At 63.3% G+C, this 17351-nt stretch carries 16 protein-coding genes; 9 read left to right on the top strand and 7 right to left on the bottom strand.

What is annotated here, in order from left to right; genetic code table 11:
* Positions 1–105 precede the first annotated feature (105 nt).
* Positions 106–1692: a peptide chain release factor 3 gene (locus ACYQ6T_RS05765; RefSeq protein WP_459828713.1), complete on the top strand. Its 1587-nt coding sequence runs from the start codon at positions 106–108 to the stop codon at positions 1690–1692.
* Between the two features lie 124 nt (positions 1693–1816).
* Here ACYQ6T_RS05765 and ACYQ6T_RS05770 read toward each other — a convergent pair whose 3' ends face one another.
* The 5 genes from ACYQ6T_RS05770 to ACYQ6T_RS05790 form a co-directional block, all read right to left on the bottom strand.
* Positions 1817–3019, bottom strand: a complete 1203-nt coding sequence (locus tag ACYQ6T_RS05770) for an ABC transporter substrate-binding protein (RefSeq protein ID WP_459828715.1) — start codon at positions 3017–3019, stop codon at positions 1817–1819.
* Between the two features lie 66 nt (positions 3020–3085).
* Complete coding sequence (locus ACYQ6T_RS05775) at positions 3086–4024, bottom strand: branched-chain amino acid ABC transporter permease (RefSeq protein ID WP_459828717.1); 939 nt, start codon at positions 4022–4024, stop codon at positions 3086–3088.
* Position 4025: 1 nt separating this feature from the next.
* Positions 4026–4898, bottom strand: a complete 873-nt coding sequence (locus ACYQ6T_RS05780; protein ID WP_459828719.1) for a branched-chain amino acid ABC transporter permease — start codon at positions 4896–4898, stop codon at positions 4026–4028.
* A 13-nt stretch (positions 4899–4911) separates the two neighbouring features.
* Entirely contained in the window at positions 4912–5601 is a 690-nt protein-coding gene (locus ACYQ6T_RS05785; RefSeq protein WP_459828791.1) for an ABC transporter ATP-binding protein, read from the bottom strand.
* Positions 5602–5669: 68 nt separating this feature from the next.
* On the bottom strand, positions 5670–6491 hold the full coding sequence (locus tag ACYQ6T_RS05790; RefSeq protein WP_459828793.1) for an ABC transporter ATP-binding protein: 822 nt from the start codon (positions 6489–6491) through the stop codon (positions 5670–5672).
* A 153-nt stretch (positions 6492–6644) separates the two neighbouring features.
* Here ACYQ6T_RS05790 and ACYQ6T_RS05795 point away from each other — a divergent pair, with 153 nt between their 5' ends.
* Genes ACYQ6T_RS05795 through murB form a run of 3 tightly spaced genes read left to right on the top strand, consistent with a single transcriptional unit; the run spans position 6645 to position 8580 of the window.
* The gene (locus tag ACYQ6T_RS05795) at positions 6645–7073 is read left to right on the top strand and encodes a CZB domain-containing protein (RefSeq protein WP_459828720.1); all 429 of its coding nucleotides are present in this window, start codon (positions 6645–6647) and stop codon (positions 7071–7073) included.
* The gene (locus ACYQ6T_RS05800) at positions 7070–7528 is read left to right on the top strand and encodes a PACE efflux transporter (protein ID WP_459828722.1); all 459 of its coding nucleotides are present in this window, start codon (positions 7070–7072) and stop codon (positions 7526–7528) included. Before ACYQ6T_RS05795 ends, ACYQ6T_RS05800 begins: the two co-directional genes overlap by 4 nt.
* Complete coding sequence (gene murB, locus ACYQ6T_RS05805; RefSeq protein WP_459828724.1) at positions 7525–8580, top strand: UDP-N-acetylmuramate dehydrogenase; 1056 nt, start codon at positions 7525–7527, stop codon at positions 8578–8580. Before ACYQ6T_RS05800 ends, murB begins: the two co-directional genes overlap by 4 nt.
* An 8-nt stretch (positions 8581–8588) precedes the next feature.
* Here murB and ACYQ6T_RS05810 read toward each other — a convergent pair whose 3' ends face one another.
* Positions 8589–8924 (bottom strand): DUF1840 domain-containing protein, encoded by a 336-nt coding sequence (locus ACYQ6T_RS05810; RefSeq protein ID WP_459828726.1) that lies wholly within the window; start codon positions 8922–8924, stop codon positions 8589–8591.
* A 67-nt stretch (positions 8925–8991) separates the two neighbouring features.
* Positions 8992–9558, bottom strand: coding sequence for a hypoxanthine-guanine phosphoribosyltransferase (locus ACYQ6T_RS05815; protein ID WP_459828728.1), 567 nt, complete (start codon positions 9556–9558; stop codon positions 8992–8994).
* 91 nt (positions 9559–9649) lie between these two features.
* Between ACYQ6T_RS05815 and pyrE the strand changes: the two genes are divergently transcribed.
* The 5 genes from pyrE to ACYQ6T_RS05840 all read left to right on the top strand — a co-directional run bounded on the left by pyrE (position 9650) and on the right by ACYQ6T_RS05840 (position 17351).
* A complete protein-coding gene (pyrE, locus tag ACYQ6T_RS05820; RefSeq protein ID WP_459828730.1) occupies positions 9650–10294 on the top strand; it encodes an orotate phosphoribosyltransferase in 645 nt (214 codons plus the stop codon).
* Positions 10295–10297: 3 nt separating this feature from the next.
* Entirely contained in the window at positions 10298–11140 is an 843-nt protein-coding gene (locus ACYQ6T_RS05825; RefSeq protein WP_459828731.1) for a secretin N-terminal domain-containing protein, read from the top strand.
* Positions 11116–12186, top strand: coding sequence for a pilus (MSHA type) biogenesis protein MshL (gene mshL, locus ACYQ6T_RS05830; protein ID WP_459828733.1), 1071 nt, complete (start codon positions 11116–11118; stop codon positions 12184–12186). Before ACYQ6T_RS05825 ends, mshL begins: the two co-directional genes overlap by 25 nt.
* Before the next feature lie 544 nt (positions 12187–12730).
* Positions 12731–13372, top strand: a complete 642-nt coding sequence (locus ACYQ6T_RS05835) for a tetratricopeptide repeat protein (RefSeq protein WP_459828735.1) — start codon at positions 12731–12733, stop codon at positions 13370–13372.
* 1 nt (position 13373) lies between these two features.
* Positions 13374–17351 (top strand): DUF6701 domain-containing protein, encoded by a 3978-nt coding sequence (locus ACYQ6T_RS05840; protein WP_459828737.1) that lies wholly within the window; start codon positions 13374–13376, stop codon positions 17349–17351.

Raw genomic sequence — 17351 nt, forward strand, 5'->3', positions numbered from 1 at the left:
AGTTACGGTGGCGCGCGTGAACTCTAGCGCAACTGCAACGGGTTCGCCAAGGGCATTGAGGCTGTGCGTGGGCTATAATCGCAGTTTTTTCAACGCGCAGAATCGATGGCCTCTTTGACCGACGAAATCGCTCGTCGCCGGACCTTTGCAATTATCGCTCACCCCGACGCGGGGAAGACGACCCTCACCGAGAAGCTGCTCCTCTTTGGTGGCGCCATTCAGATTGCCGGCGCGATCAAGGCGCGCAAGGCCGCCCGCCACGCCACCTCCGACTGGATGAAGGTCGAACAACAGAGGGGCATTTCAGTCACCACCTCGGTGATGCAGTTCGAGTACAACGACTGCGTCTTCAACCTCCTCGACACACCAGGCCACCAGGATTTCTCGGAAGACACCTACCGGGTGCTGACGGCCGTCGACGCTGCGGTGATGGTGATCGACGCGGCGAAAGGGGTCGAGGCGCAGACGATCAAACTGCTCGAGGTGTGCCGGTTGCGCAACACCCCGATTATCACCTTCATCAACAAACTCGACCGCGAGGTGCGCGACGGCTTTGACCTCGTCGCCGAGATCGAGGATATCCTGCAGATCTCGTGCGCGCCGGTCACCTGGCCAATCGGGATGGGGAAACAGTTCCGCGGGGTCTTTCATCTGCTTGAGGAGCGGGTCTACTGTTTCACGCCGGGGACCGAGCGGCGCGTCGAGCTCGAGGTGATCGCGGGGGTCGACAATCCCCTGCTGGACCTCCGCTTTCCGGGTGAAGTCGCCAAATTGCGTGAAGATGTGGCGCTCGCACGCGAGGCGCTCCCGCCGTTTGCGTTGGGCGAGTTTCTCATGGGGCGCCAGACGCCGGTCTTTTTCGGCTCGGCGGTGAACAACTTCGGGGTGCAAGATGTCCTCGACGCGTTGGCCGCGTGGGCGCCGCCTCCGCAACCGCGCGACGCGGGGGTGCGGACCGTCTACCCCGACGAGGAACGCTTTACCGGTTTCGTCTTCAAAATCCAGGCGAACCTCGACCCGAAGCACCGCGACCGGATGGCCTTTTTGCGCGTCTGCTCGGGGCGCTACACCAATGGCATGCGGGCGTTTCACACGCGGCTCAACCGCGAGATGCGGCTCAGTAACGCGGTGACCTTTTTGGCGAACCGGCGCAGCGTCGAAGAGGAGGCTTACCCAGGGGACATCATCGGGATTCCGAACCATGGGAATCTCCAGATCGGCGACACTCTCACCGAAGGGGAGTTGCTGCAATTCACCGGTATCCCCTATTTTGCCCCTGAGCTCTTTCGCGCTGCCCGGCTCAAGGATCCGCTGCGCGCGAAGCAGCTCCACAAGGGGTTGAAGGAGTTAGGCGAAGAGGGGGCGATCCAGGTCTTCGAACTCGACGGGGGGCAGCTGATTCTGGGCGCGGTCGGCGCGTTGCAGTTTGAGATCGTCGCCGAGCGGCTGCGCAGTGAATACCAGGTCGAGGCGCTCTTTGAGCCGGTCGAACTCTACACCGTGCGCTGGCTCATCTTCCCCGACGAGGCGACCCGCGCGCGCTTTGTGCGCGAACAGGCGATGCGCTTGGCGACCGACGTCGACGGTAATCTCGTCTATCTCGCCCCGAGCCGCTACAACCTCGAGCTGACCCAGGAGAAGTACCCCGAGGTGACCTTCCGCGCCACCCGCGAGCATCGCCAGGTTTTTTGACCGCAAACGGACCAAAGAGCCAATTTCTCGGGGAAAGCCCCCCGCCGGGGTGGTTGCCCAGCAAAAAGAGACCGCCCCAGCGGGGCGGTCTCTCTCGTCTAACCGAAGCGCAACGCGCCTCCGGTCACTTCATCTTCTGCACCTCTTTGTAAGTACCCCCTTCGACCTTGAAGAAGGCGTAGCTGCCAGGAACGTCGCCATGGCTATCGAACTCGTGGTCGCCCGCAGCCCCCTTGTAGTCGATCTCTTTCCCTTCGGCAAGGAGCTTCTTCGCTTTCTCCCATTCGCCCGGCAGGATCGGCTCACCCGGAGCGGTCGCGACCGCGCGCAACGCCTGGGGCAGTTTCGCCTTGTCGCCTTTTGCCGCCTCGAGCGCCAGCGCGACCAGCATCGCCGCGTCGTAACTGGTTGCAGCGAAGGTGGCGTTCGGGTCGAGCCCCGCTTTGCGCGCCGCTTCGGCAAATTTCTGGAACGCGACCCCCTCTTCGCCGACCGGCGCCGAGACGTAGAAGTTCTTGAGGTTCTCTTCGCCCAGGGTCTTGATCAGATTCTCGTCGCGCATCCCGTCGGCGCCGACGTACTGCTTGAAGAAGCCGTTTTCGATCGCCTGACGCAACACCGTCATCCCTGACGCGTTGCCGTAGTCGAAGAGCACCAGCGTATCGGCACCCCCCTTCGCGAGTTCAGCGAGGTCAGAGCGGTACGACGGCTTCTTGTCCTCGTGACCGCGGAACTGGGTGATCGTCCCCCCTTTCGCTTCGAACTCGGCCTTGAACGCTTCGGCAAGTCCCTTGCCGTAGTCGTTGTTGATGTAGGCAACGGCGACCTTCTTCACGCCGCGCTCGAGGAGCGTCCGCGCGAGCGCCCGCCCCTGGAAGTCGTCGGAGGGGACGGTGCGGAAAACGAGATCCTTGTCGTCGAGGTCGGTGATCTTGGGCGAGGTGGCGGAGGAGGAGACGACGAGCACCCCCGCGGGGATCGTCACCGAGTTCACCGCGGCGAGGAGCGCCCCCGAGCAGGCGGGGCCGACGGTGGCAACAGCCCCGAAGACATTCACCGCTTTGGTCGCGGCGTCGGTCGCGACCTGCGGATTGCACCCATCGTCAAACTCCTGATAGACGATCTTCCCTTTTGATAGCCCCCCTGCGGCGTTCACTTGATCGAGCGCGAGTTTCATCGACGCGATCATCGCCGGGGCCATGCCGGCGATCGGGCCGGTGATTCCACCCAACAGGGCCACTTTGGCCTCCTGGGCGAACGCCGCGGCCGACGAACCAATGAAGCCCGCAGCGATAAGGGATGCAACGAGTCGCGAACGGTGTGTCATGATGACCTCCTTCTGTGGTGAAAAAAACGATCGAACAGCCGTATGATTGTAGCAATAAAGAGCGATTCAGGAAGTGGGGCGGCTGCTCCCCTCCGGGAGCAACCCTTCCGGGCGCCAACGCAACACCAGCTGCAGCATCAACCCGATCACGAAGACCCGGATGTACTTCGCCTGAGTGGCGATATCGGCGGGGAATTTGTCGGTGAGGAGTTCCGAACCTGACCAGATCACCCAGATGATCACCGCGCCCAAGAGCGCCCCGCGGTTGTTGCCCGATCCGCCCAAGATCAGCATGATCCAGACGAGGAAGGTCACCATCATCGGATCGATCGCCTCCGGGGTGATCGCGCGCATGAAGTGGACATAGACGGCGCCGGCAAGCCCCATGATCGCTGCACCCACAATGAAGGCTTCGAGGCGGCGCGCTTCGACGTTTTTCCCCATCGCCGCAGCGGCGTGTTCGTTTTCCCGGATCGCCCGCATCATCCTTCCCCAGGGCGCCGCGAGTTGCCGCTCAAGCGCCCAATAGACCAGGAGCACCAACCCCCAGGTGAGCGCCAGGTAGGCAAGCTGCGACCACTCGTAGGGAAGATCGCCGAAGGGGCGCGGAATGCCGGTGATCCCGCGCACCCCCCCTGAGAGACGATCTTCGGTGCGCAAAACGAGGCGAATGATTTCGGCGACGCCAATCGTTGCAATCGCCAGGTAGTCAGAGCGGAAACGGAGGGTCACTTTGCCGATCGGCCACGCGATCGCTGCGGCTGCGACCATCGCCGCGATCCAACCCACTGCCGTAGGCAGCCCCCATCCCATGATCCGGTCGGGGACCGGCGGCGCGGTCATGAGCGCCGAAAGGTAGGCGCCGACGGCGAAAAAGCCCGCAATCCCGGCGTTGAAGAGCCCGGCGTATCCCCACTGGACGTTGAGGCCGAGGGTCAGGAGCGCGTAGATCCCGATCAGCACCCCCATGAAGATCGCGTAGTTGAGGAGTCCCAGCGTATCCATTTCAGAGCACCTTCCCTTTGAAGATCCCTTGCGGCCGCACGAGCAAAATCAGGATCAGGATCACGAACGCGGTGGCCATCTTGTATTGGCTGGGGAGAATCAGGACCGAGAGCTCCTCCACCAACCCGATCACCAAGCCCCCCACGACCGCCCCTTCGACGCGGCCCACCCCACCCAGAATCGCTGCGGCGAACATCGCCAAGAGCGCCGACCACCCCATCATGGTGTTGAGTTCGGTATTGATCCCGAGAAAAAACCCCGCCGCAGCAGCAAGCGCGCCCGCGATGATCCAGGTGAGGCGCGTCACCGCTTCGTTATTGACGCCGCAAAGCCGCGCGAGCTCAGGGTTATCCGACATCGCGCGCATCGCCTTCCCCCAGCGGGTAGAGCGGAGAAACAGCATCAGCATGATGACCATCACCGCAGCGGTGGCGAAGGTGGCCAGCTCCCGCGGGCGGACCATCACCCCACCGAACGACTCGGCGCGAACGATCCCGCTCGCATAGACCTGGGGATCGACGCCCCAGACGACCTGAACGACCGAACGGATCATCAGCGCGACGCCGAGTGATGCCATCACCGTGAGGATCTTGGGGCGCGTCTCGAGGTGGCGGTAGAAGACCCGGTCGATCGCGACCGCCACGCCCGCCGTGATCGCCATTGCCAAGGGGAATGCGGCCCACGGCGAGAGGGCCATCGTGGAGACGAGTCCCAACGTCAGGTAGGCCCCCAGCGTCGCCATATCGCCGTGGGCAAAGTGGGCGTAGCGGAGGATACCGAAGATCAGGGTAATGCCGATCGCCCCCAGGGCGTAGATACTTCCCGAGATGAGCCCCGGGATGAGGTAGAAATTGACTAGTTCCAATGCACTCATCAGCCGCTTCCTCTTAGCCCCCCAGGAACATCTGGGCGATTTCCGGGTCGTTCAACAGCGCCTGGCCGGTCCCCTCGTGACGGTTCGCACCGGTTGCGAGCACATAGCCGCGGTCGCAAAAAGCGAGCGCCTGTTTCGCGTGCTGCTCGACGAGCAGGATCGCCACACCCGTTGCGCGCACGTCGCGGCAGATCTGGAAGATCTGCTCCATATATTTCGGCGAGAGCCCCGCGGTCGGTTCGTCCAGCAGGAGCAACCGGGGGTTCAGCATCAGCGCCCGCCCCATCGCCACCATCTGCCGTTGCCCACCGGAGAGGCTTCCGGCAAGGGTGTTCCGTTTGGCCTTGAGGTCGGGAAAGAGGGTGTAGATGCGCTCAAACGCTTCGGCCTTCACCGACGGGGCGAGAAAGGCACCCATCTCGAGGTTCTCGTGCACCGTCATCTCGGCAAAGACGTTCTTCACCTGCGGGACATAGGAGATCCCGCGGCGCACGATCGCGTCGGGCTTCCAGCCGGTAATATCCTCCCCTTCGAAGAGGATCGCCCCGTCGCGAATGCGCACCAGGCCAAAGACCGCCTTCATCGCCGTGGATTTGCCCGCGCCATTCGGCCCGACGATCACGACGATCTCTTGGGGGTGAACGGTGAGCGAAACGCCGTGGAGAATGTCGGCGTCGCCGTAGCCGCCCCGCACCTGATGCATCACCAGCACCGGCTCCGGATGGGAGTCCAGGGGTTTGGCCGACGCGCGGGGGGTTGTCTCAAGGAGCGTCATGCGTTGCCCTCCTCAACCGTCAGCTCTTCGATCTCGGCAATCGCCGCTTCGGTCTCCGGGTGGACCGTCTCGCCCAAGTAGGCTTCGAGCACTCGCGGGTCGTTGCGCACCGTGGCGAAGTCGCCCTCGATCAGCACCTTTCCTTCGGCCATGCAGATCACCGGGTCGCAGAGTTTGGCGATCATCTCCATATCGTGTTCGATGAGGATGAAGGTGTAGTTCCACTCGCGGTTGAGGATCTGGATCTTCTCCTCGAGTTTGCGCAAAAGCGTCCGGTTGACGCCGGCAGCCGGCTCGTCCAACAGCACCAGTTTCGCGTCGGTCATCATCGTCCGTCCGAGCTCGAGGAGCTTCTTCTGTCCGCCGGAGAGGTTGCCGGCGCGCTCGTTCATCACGTGGGTGAGCTCCAAAAACGCGAGCACGTCGATCGCCTTTTGCCGCACCTCGGCCTCCTTGCGCGCGACTGCGCGCGGCGCAAACCAGTTGGCCCACAACTGCTCGCCGTTTTGCCGCGGGGGGACGACCATGAGGTTTTCCAGAACCGTCAGACGGGGAAATTCGTGGGGAATCTGGAAAGTGCGGACGAGCCCGCGGTGGAACCGCTCGTCGGTTCTGAGATGGGTAATCGTCTCACCGGCAAAGCGGATCGTCCCTGCGGTGGGGCGGTAGGCGCCGGCAATGACGTTGAAGAGCGTCGTCTTGCCTGCGCCGTTGGGGCCGATGAGGCCGGTGATCGTTCCCTCTTCGACCTTCAGCGTCACTCCGTCGACCGCGCGAAAGCCGCCGAACGCCATCACGATCTGCTCCAATTCCAGCAGCGCCATTTTGTCTTCTCCGTGACGATTCTGCCAATGGTACCGCGAGCCGATCGCCGAGGCGAGTGGGGTTTACCCGAAAGGGGGAAGGGCAAAGCGTCGCGCCGGCTGCTAAAATGGCCAGAGTATCCTGGTCGGATAAGAGGGGCAACAACGATGGGCTGGTTCGACTGGTTCCGGAATCTTCGTTTCTTCCGCGGCAAAAAGATCGATGAGATCCACGAAGAGGATCTCGATTTCGAAAAGTGGCGGTCGGCCCACCGCCAGTGGCGCGAGCGGCTCAATCGGGTGATGAAGGGTGAAGAGGCGATGCCCGACATTGCCGTCGTCGAGGTCGACAACCGGTGCGATCTCGGCAAGTGGCTCCACGGTGCGGGCGTTCGGCTCTACGGGGAGTTGCCCCTTTTTCAGGAGCTCCTGAAAGAGCACGCGGCGTTCCACCGCGCGGCAGCGCAGGTGCTGCGCCATTGGCAGGAGGGGGATGAACGAGCCGCCCGGCGGTTGTTGAACGGCGAGTACGAGATGCGCTCGATGCGGGTGATCGCCGACCTTACAGAGCTTGAGCGGATCGTTCTGGAACGATGAGCGCAATCCCCCTTCGCACGTGGCGGGAGCGGTGGGTGCAGGTGCTCCTCTTTGAAGCGGGGGGGCTTGCGGTCGTCACCCCCCTCTACCGCTGGGTCACCGGCGAAGCGTGGGGGGAGTCGCTGGGGCTCCTCGCGCTCCTTTCACTCATCGCCACCCTCTGGCAGGCCGGTTACAACGCCGCTTGCGACGCGCTCGAGGCGCGGTGGGCGAAGCGCCCGGCCCATCTGCGCCCGTGGCGGTGGCGGGTGGCGCACGCCGTCGGGTTCGAAGTGACCCTCTTTCTCCTCACCTGGCCGGTAATCACCCTCTGGACCGGTTGGTCGCTCTGGGCCGCAGCGGCCGCCGACGTGGCCCTCGCGCTCGTCTATGCGCTCTATGCCCTCATCTACCACAAGCTCTTTGACCGCTGGCGGCCGGTGACGAGCGGCGTCGCTGCCCGAGTGCCCTCATGAGAGTCGAGCGCGACGTCGACCTGAGCGGCTACCACACCTTCCGCCTGCCGGCACGGGCCGCCGAGCTCGTCGTGATCGAAGAGGGAGCCGACTTTGCCGCGTGGCGCGCCATTCGCCGCGCTCGGCCGCTACCCGAAGTGGTGGTGGGGGAGGGGAGTAACACCCTCTTTGTCGCCAATTTTCCTGGGCGGGTGGTGCGCATCGATACCCGCGGCTGGCGGGTTGTCGCCGAGTCGCCAGAGGAACGCTTCATCGAAGCGGCTGCGGGCGAGCCGTGGGCGCCGTTCGTCGCCGCGCTCGTCGCCCGCGGTTGGGGGGGGCTCGAGAACCTTGCGGCGATCCCCGGAACCGTCGGTGCCGCGCCGGTGCAGAATATCGGCGCCTACGGGCTTGAGGTTGCGGAGCGGATCGACGCAGTGACGATCCTCCACCGCGTCACTGGGGAGACGCGAATGCTCCCTGCCGCGGCGCTCGGTTTCGGTTACCGGACGAGTTGGTTCAAAACAGAGGAGGCGCGCGACTGGCTCATCACCGCGGTGCGCTTTCGCCTCCCGAAGCGCCCGACTGTGCGTGCCGATTACCCTGATCTCCAGCGGTGGTTTGCCCAGCAGCAGATCGATCCGACGACGCTGCCTGCGGATGCTGCAGTCCGCGCCCTCTTTGAGGTGGTAACCGCGGTGCGGGCCGCGAAACTCCCCGACCCGAAGGTGGTCGGCAACGCCGGGAGCTTCTTTCTCAACCCGATCCTTACCGAGGAGGAGTGGCAGGCGCTTGTGGCGAAAGCGCCGGGCGTTCCCTCCTATCTCCTCCCCGACGGGCGGCGGAAAGTTGCCGCGGCGTGGTTGATCGAGCAGGCTGGGTTGAAGGGGGCACGCGAAGGGGGTGCGGCGATCGACGGGCGCCATGCGCTCGTGATGGTCAATCTCGGCAACGCCACGGGGCGCGACGTCTGCGCGCTGATCGATCGGGTGCAGCGCGAGGTGAGCGCCCGATTTGGCCTCTGGCTCGAAACCGAACCGCGGCTGGTGGGGGATGTGCCCGGGGCGTGGTGAGCTCCTCGTTACACCCCCCAGACCACGGGCTTCTTTTCGGCGAGCGCGTGCTTCATCATCTGCAAAAGGGGCCACGCGCGCTGGTGAAAACCGACCGGCAAGGGCTTGCCGCTCGCCTCGGCCTCCGCTTCCGCCTCGGCAAGTTGCCGCCGCTCCCGTTCCCGGTCGGCTTCGCACGCCGCTTCGAGCTTGGCGATCGCCTCGGGGAGCTGCTCGGGGGTGAGAATCCCCCGCTCCGGCGCTTTGCCTAAGAGTCTCAGGATCGGTTCGGCGTGTTTGCGGTACATGATCACGTCGGCGTCGGCATCCGAGCGGAAGGTGATCAACAGCCGGTCGCTCTCCATAAGTAGGCTCCTCCTCCTGTCGTGCGCTGCTTACGCTTCCCGCGCGCGCTGCGCCATTCACTCGCTGCTACAGCCCCTTCACGGCATAGATGCCGGGGGCGTTGCGCCAATACCCTTTGTAATCCATCCCGTAGCCAAAGACGAACCGGTCGGGGATCGTGAGGCCGGTGAAGTCGGCCTTCCAGCCGGGGCGCGCCTTGCGGTCGTGGGCCTTGTCGCACAGCACCGCGAGCGAAACGCTCGCTGCTCCCTCGGCCTCGAGCCGTTCGAGGATCGCTGCAAGGGTGTGCCCCTCATCGAGGATGTCGTCGAGCACGAGCACGTGGCGTCCAGCGGCCGCCGCGGTCGGTTCGACCCGCCAGGTCAGCGTCTGCCCTTGGGTGGCGTGGCCGTAGCGCGTTGCGTGCAGATAGGTGACCTCAAGGGGAAAGAGCAGGCGCGGGAGAATCTGCCCGGCAAAGATCACCGCGCCGTTCATCACCACATAGACGAGCGGCGTTTTGTCCGCGAGTTTTTCGGTGATCTCGGCTGCAAGGCGGTCGATTGCTGCATCAACCGCTGCGCGGTCAGCAAGGCACTCAGCCTCCTGCCACACGCGCCACAAGGGATGGTCTGAAGGGAGCGTTCCATTCATCACTAGAGTCCGCCACAAACGTTGCGCCATTATACGGAAAGAGGAGAGAGTGGTACCATTTTGCTCGATTGATCAACATAAGGAAAGGGACGTGGCGACGACGGCAGAAGCCTTTTTGCGCTTGGCGCTTGCGCGGCAGGCGCTCCGTTTTGGCGAATTCGTCACCAAAGCGGGACGCGTCTCCCCCTACTTCTTCAACTCCGCCCATTTCGACGATGGGGCGTCGTTCGGGGCGCTGTGCGGCTTCTACGCCGATGCGATCGTCGCGTCGGGGATCGCCTTCGACGCCCTCTTCGGCCCCGCCTACAAAGGGATTCCGCTCGTCGCGGGCGTCGCGATCCGCCTGGCGGAACGCGGGATCAATCGCCCGTTTGCCTTCAACCGCAAAGAGGCGAAAGACCACGGCGAAGGGGGCAAGCTCGTCGGTGCGCAGCTCACTGGCCGGGTGTTGATCGTCGACGATGTGATCTCGGCCGGCACTTCGGTGCGCGAATCGGTGGCGCTCATTACCGCAGCAAACGCCACCCCTGCCGGCGTGGTGATCGCGCTCGACCGCGAAGAGCGCGGGCAAGGGGCGCGCTCGGCGGTCGCGGAGGTCGAGGCGGAGTATGGCATTCCGGTTATCGCGGTGGCGCGGTTGAGGGACCTGTTGGCGCTTCTGAAAACCGACCCGACGCTTTCAGCCCATTGGCCGGCTGTTGCCGCGTACCGGGAGCGTTATGGGGTAGGGGGGTAGGCGATGGTGTGCTGTGGGGCGATTCGATTCTTGGGAGGGGCGCTTTGCGCGCTCCTGCTCGCAGGGTGTGGGACGCTTGGGAATGACCCTGCGCGGCAAGCAAACGCGATTCGCGCCACACTCGAGACGAGCGACCCAACTGTGCAAGGGGAGCAACGCCCCCCAGCGGCTACTTCGACCCTCTCGCCTGATCTCCTGCGGCTTCTCGCGCAACCCTCGGCTGCAAGCAGCCTGGCACCGCGCACGAGTAGCGAAGCGCGGTTCGACGTGGCCGTCTCTGGCACCTCGGTACGCGACTTTCTCGTCGGCCTTGCCCAAGGGACGGGGCAGAATATCGTCGTCCATCCTGAGGTCGGCGGTGTGATCGACCTCACCCTCAAACAGACGACGGTTGGCGAAATCCTTGCCGCGCTGCAGAAACTCTACGGCTACGGCGTGGAGCGAGAGGGGAACAGCTACTACGTCCTGCCCCCGCGGCTCGAGACCCGCACCTATCCGCTGAGCTACCTCAACGTGCGCCGCGCTGGAAGAAGCGCCCTCACGATCTCCTCGGGGCGGATGCCGACTCTAGGGAGTGGCCGCACCACAACCACCACCAACGACACTTTGACCGCAGCCGGTGGCGTAGGCCAGCAGACAGGGGTAGTGACCGGCTCATTCACCTCGCCGAGCGGCACCCGTCTGGAAGCCGACACCGAAAACGACTACTGGCAAGAGCTCGCCCACTCGCTCTGCCTGATGCTTGGCCTCACCCCCACCGCGGCAGTCCAGGGGGGGGTGGCCCCACGGGGGCACACCGTACCTACGGTTGCAGCGACCAGGTGCGCGCTGAGGCGGGGCAGGTAAATGCCCCGCTGCGCGAAATCGGTCGCGGCGTCACCCTTTCGCCCGTGGCGGGGTTGCTCGTTGTGCGCGCGCTCCCCAATGAGCTCGCGATGATCGAACGCTACCTCAAACGGGCTCAGGAGAGCGTCCAGCAGCAGGTGATTCTCGAAGCGAAGGTGATCGAAGTCGAGCTCAAAGACGAATTTCAGAGCGGGATCAACTGGGCAAAAATCGCCACCTGGAACAAAGGGCAGGATGGCGCGCTCTTTGGCCAGACAGGGGGCGGAACCCTCTTTGATACGGGGCGTTCCGACATTCGCGGCGCGCAGGGTAACCTCAACCCGTGGAACTTCACCCGCATCGACAGCACCCAAGCCTCTGCTTTCGGCGGCGTCTTCTCGGCGACGCTTGCCCTCAAAGATTTCAGCCTCTTTCTCGAGCTCCTCAAGACCCAAGGCAATGTCCAGGTCCTCTCGAGCCCTCGGGTCGCGACCCTCAACAACCAGAAAGCGGTGATCAAAGTGGGGCGCGACGACTACTTCGTCACCCGCGTCGCCTCAACCACCACTACCACCACTGCGACGACTACCGCCTACCCTGAGGTGGAACTCACCCCCTTCTTCTCTGGGATCGCGCTCGATGTCACCCCCCGCATCGACAACGACGAGATCGTGATGCACGTCCGCCCGATGGTCACCGAAGTGACCGAGCGGCAGGTGACGGTGCGGGCATTTGGGAACGATCAAGTGATCCCCACCGCGCAAGCGCGGGTGCGCGAAACCGACACCGTCGTTCGGGCAAAAAATGGCCAGCTCGTCGTGATCGGAGGGCTGATGCAGGATCGGGGCGAAAACCGCCGCGCCCAGGTTCCCCTTTTGGGGGATATGCCGATCGTCGGTGAACTTTTCAAGCATCGCTATAATGTCTCGAACAAATCGGAACTGGTGATCCTCATCCGCCCGATCGTCGTCGATCGCGCCGAGGTGTGGCAGCGCGACATCGACGCGGTGGCTGAGCGGATCGAAGCGTCTCCCGTCCAAGAACGACCCGACCGGTTAAGGTGGTAAAGGGGAGAGAATGAGCGTACTCCTTGAGGCGCTCACGCGCGTCGAAGCGCATAACGACGCTGCGGCACAAGCGCAGCAGGAGGCCCAGACGCTTGCGCGCGCGACGACTACCCCGCGCGATGCACCTGCGCGAAGCCTCATCGTGCGCATAGGTGCCCCCTTTGTCGCGCTCGGGGTACTCGCCGCGCTTGCTTACCCCTTCGTGCGTGAAAGGTTATTTCCTTCGCGCGTTCCCATTTCTCCAGAACCACCTTCACCCGCCGCTCTCTCTTCGCCTCCCCCATCCGCGACGCCGGCTGCGCCACTCCAGGGTCCCCGATCCGTCCCCGCTGCCTCGCGACCCCAAGAGGGGGCCGAAAAGCCTTCACCTCTCCCCGTTTCCTCCATCATCGCCGCAGAAGTCGGGCAGGTCGATCGACCCCCTGCGGCCCCTTCCGCACCAGAGCGCGCGAGCTCGCAGACAGTCGCACCCACGGAGCCTACTACCCACACTGCACGAGCGGCATCATCTCATCACGCAGCGGCCACCCCATCCGCCGTTTCCGTGCCACCCCCTGCTTCTGCAGAACCCGTTCCACCCACCGCCGCGCCGCCTGCTGCCACCCCTACTCCCAAAGCAGACACCCCCGCTCGCCTCTCGGTCACGCCCGCAAACAGCTACCGCTACCAGCGCGCGTGGCGAGCGTGGGAAGAGGGGCGGCTCGAGGTTGCGCGCGCGGAGCTCGACACGCTCCTTGCCGCTGAACCGAACCACCGCGAAGCGCAGCTCCTGCGCGTCTTGGTTCTCGACGCCCTTGGGGAAGAGCAAGCGGCGCGTAGTGCGCTTGCCGCGCTCGAAGCGGCCGCCCCGAACCCCCTCGACCCCGCGCTCGTCGAAGCCCGCGCGCGGCTCCTGCTCCGCGCCGGTGCCCTCGAGGAAGCGCAGACGCTCCTGCAATCGGCAGTCGCGCACCGTCCCGAGTCGCGGCCGCTCCTCGCTCTCCTGGGGGTGACGGCGCTCGCGCGGGGCGATGGGGCAACGGCCGAACGCACCTACCAGACGCTTGCCACGCTGGAGCCGACCGAGCGGCGCTGGTGGCTCGGGCTCATCGCCGCGCTCGAGGCGGAAGGGAGAAGCGGTGAAGCTCTGGAACTCCGCCGCCGCTTGGCTGAGCGCACAGCGGACGGCGTACCACTGGGAGAGTAACATGAACCGTCGCCTCTCAACCCTCTTAGCTTTTTTGCTCCTCGTCACAACGCCTCCCCTCTGGGCGGCAACCTTTACCGTCGGCACCTGCGGCGGAAACCCCGGCTACACGACCGTCGAGGATGCGATCGCCGCGGCGAAGGGCCAAAACAGCACCGGACCGCACGAAGTCGTCATCTGCCCTGGTACCTACACGCTCACGGCGACGCAAATTCTCAACTGGCAAGCCACGGGGATGACGATCCGCTCTTCCACCGGCAATCGTGCCGATGTCACCCTCAAAGCGAACGGAAGGCTTTTTGAGACCCAAACGGAACGAATTACTTTTGCCGATTTGACGTTGGAGAGTCGGGATTACGAAACCGTCAGAATCGTCAACTGGTCCTCTAACATTACCTTTCGCAACGTGCTGCTCAAAGGGACAAAGGGGATCACAACCGGTGACGTCGGGCCGGTGACCTTGACCGATTCCCGAATTGAGGCAAGCACGAACGGCATTGAGGCGCAAAAAGTGGGTGGGCTTGTGATGACCAACACCCAAGTCATCGCCAATACCGCCAACTGGACTGCACTGTGGATCACCGAAATCTACGGCAACTTTGCTCTCACCGACGTGACGATGACCGCCGGAACGGGGATCTCCGTCGGTAACGGCAACGGCACCACAGCGAAGCTGCGCAACATCGAGATCAACGCTACCTATGGGAGGGGCATTACCATCAGCAACACGATTCTCGAGCTCACCGCAGACCCTGGGAGAAAGAACCGCATCACCGCCGTCCAGGAGGCGATTAGGATGCGCGATGATGTTGGCCCCTTCGTCGTCGAGGAGGCACTCCTCAGCGGCCAAGCCGGGATCAGTATCCCCAACAGCTCCGACAATGTGTGGGGCGCCTGGCGGGTCAAGCGGACGGAGATCACCGCAACCCAATACGGTATCCTCGGCAACGGGAGATCGGGCGGCACCAACCCCGTGATCGAAGATGTCACCATCACTGCAGGCTGGTTCGCTCTCAATTGGCTGAACGGTTACAACATCACCATCCAGACGAGTGGCTCTACCCCCAACCGCTTCACATCGACGAGCAACCACGCGATCTATGTCGCGAACGGCGGCGGCCTCACGGTGCGCAACTCGGTGATCGAAGGAGGGAAGGCAGGGATCTACATCGCCAACGGCTGGAGTGACTATACCCTCACCGGCAATATCATCCGCACAAACGAAGAGGGGGTCTACATCACAAGCGGGGCAGACAACGGGGTGATCACCTCAAACCGCTTTGAACGGGCGGGCGGCTATGGTCTCTATCTGGGGAGAAATGTCTTATGGGGAACGGCGCGCGTCGCTGAAAACTGCTTTTTCACCGCGAACACCGCATGGAACAACTACTACAATTCCCGCTTTGACAACGGCAGCCGCGGCAACTACTGGGGCAGCTGGTCTGACGGGTGTGCAGACGCCAACAACGACGGCATCTGTGACGCGGCCTACAGCGTACCTGGCCCTGCAAGTGCGAGAAAGTATGACACCAAACCGCTCAAAACCTGTCCGCCGTTGCCCTCGACTACCGCGCTCGACCACATCCAGATCGAAGGGGACGGCAGTGGCCTCACCTGCCTTCCCGAGACGATCACTGTGAAAGCGTGTGCAAACAGCAGTTGCACCACCCTCTTCCCCGACCCGGTCACGGTGACCCTCACCGCCGACAACGGCGCGACCCTCACCCCCGCCTCTCTCACCTTCACCGGTCAGACGACGGTCACCTTGCGCAAAACCACCCCGGGTCTGACCACGCTCGCGGTCACTGCCGCAACCCCCGCCCCTACGAACGCAACCCAATGTAACTGGGGGAGCTGCACGGTGAACTTTGCCGACGCGGGGCTCATCTTTACCGAGGTAGGGAGTACGAGCGCCGTGTCGATCCCGACACAGTTGAGTGGCAAGCGTTTTTCGCAAACGGCCGGGACAGACCCGAACACCGACGCCCCCACCCGCTACGCCCTCCGCGCCGTTCGCAAAGACGATCATACTGGCGCGTGCCAAGCAGCGGTTGCGGGCCCGCAAAGCGTGACCTTGACGACCCGCTGCGTCGACCCCGGGAGTTGTACCAGTCCTACCCGGTTAGAGGTCAATGGCACCCCTGTTCCCAATCCGCTCACCCTCACATTCGACGCGAACGGCACCGCCACGCTCGGCGAACTCACTTACCGCGACGCCGGTCGGATTCAACTCCAGGCGTCGCTCACCGTAAACGGCGTGCAATTGACCGGGGTGACGAATGAGTTTGTTGTTATGCCGGTGGGGTTCTGCGTCATTTCAGATGCGCCAACCTGCGCGACTCCCAATGCCTCATGCCCGAAAGGGAAAAAAGCGGGGGAATATCCGGTGTCGATCACCGTTACGGCAAAACAGTGGGAACGGGTCAATGACGACGACCTCTGTGTCGGTAATGACGTCACGCCGAACTTCCCCATTGCACTTTCTTCCTGCCCGTCGGCGAGTGGCTCAATCGAACTGAAGGCCAAATGGGTGGGTGGCGGGAGTGGCTACCAAGATACCCAATTTGTCGATGGCAGCGGAAAGGTAGAGAGTCTCTACATCTGCTCTAATAGCAGCAATAGCGGTCCTTCGATAACCTTTTCCGCAGCAGTGGGCGATGTGGGCGTCTTCAAATTTACCGCGACCCTCGAGAAATATCTCGATGTTGCTCCTGATGTGGTGAAGAAAGTGACCGGCACGACCAAAGACTCCTACGGCCGCTTCTACGCACCGCGCATCAGGCTCAGCCAGAAGGCAACCTTGCAACCCGGTTGGGGGGTGGGCGGAAAGTTCGTCTATTTCGGCGCCGACACAAACGGCGACAGCAACGTCGGCGTGCTTGCGCTCGGCGAGATGGAATTTGAGGCGGGCTACTCGAGGGCGGCCTATGATGGGAGGGAGGCGACGCCGGAGGAGTTGGTTAGCTCATTCCAGACGGTGAGCAACTACCATGACGACTATGCCAAGATCAACCCAATTCAAATGATTCGGGACAGTCTCTACGTTGATGGCACCCCCTGGACGACCTATGATCCCAACGATCAGAATGATTCAGAGAAACACCCGAAACTTAAGCTGGCAGCCAGTAATCCGGCGCAGAACGCAGCGTGGAACGCGGGTCAACTTGCTTTCACCGAGCAAACCCCACTGCGCTTCCTCTTTACCCGTCCGGAGAAACCGGTTGCTCAGAGTGAGGCGCTCCGCTTGCGTATCAAAGAATCCGCCTTTACGAATGCGGTACAGAGCTGGAACCCCGACGGGAGCTCCCTCTTGCCCGCTGAGGATGTGCCCTGTAGACCAGATGATGCGAATTGTAGGCGCGTCTACAATATAAACCCCTCGCTCCTTGAGCCCGTCGACCCCCCGTCTCAGGACGCTGTCGTCGACAACCAAGGCCAGCTCAACCCCTACACGGTGCGCTATGGCCGTCTTGTCCTCGGCGACGGCAACGGCTCCACGGGTAAAATCTTCGCGCCCCTTCGCGTCGAGTACTGGCGTAACGGTGCGTGGGTGGTGAATGGTGACCACACAGGGCAGAGGGCTTTTGATCCAACGGCGATCGACTTCATCTCGCAACTCCTGCCGCGCTCTGCAACGGCCCATTTTGACTCGATTAATGTGCAAGGCAACAACGGGGAGTGGACTCTGACGGCAACGGTGAAGGCGAACGAACGCACAGCCCGGTTCCGGGTGAGCCTCTGTTTGCCGCTCGAGGGGGTGAGTTGTAGGGTGGACGGCCCAAGCGGACAAGGCGCGCCTTTCCCCTCCCACAATGTACCGACCTATCTGCGCACCTGCCACGGGAGTTCTGGGGTCCCGCCCTACGACCCTGGGGCGTGCTCCGACAACGTCTATAACGACGATCCGCGAGCGACCTGGTCCTACACCCCCGGCCAGGGTGGGCAGGAGCGGATCATCGACCGGCGCGAGCGGTTCTGA

It is taken from the genome of Hydrogenophilus islandicus, from assembly GCF_054657095.1.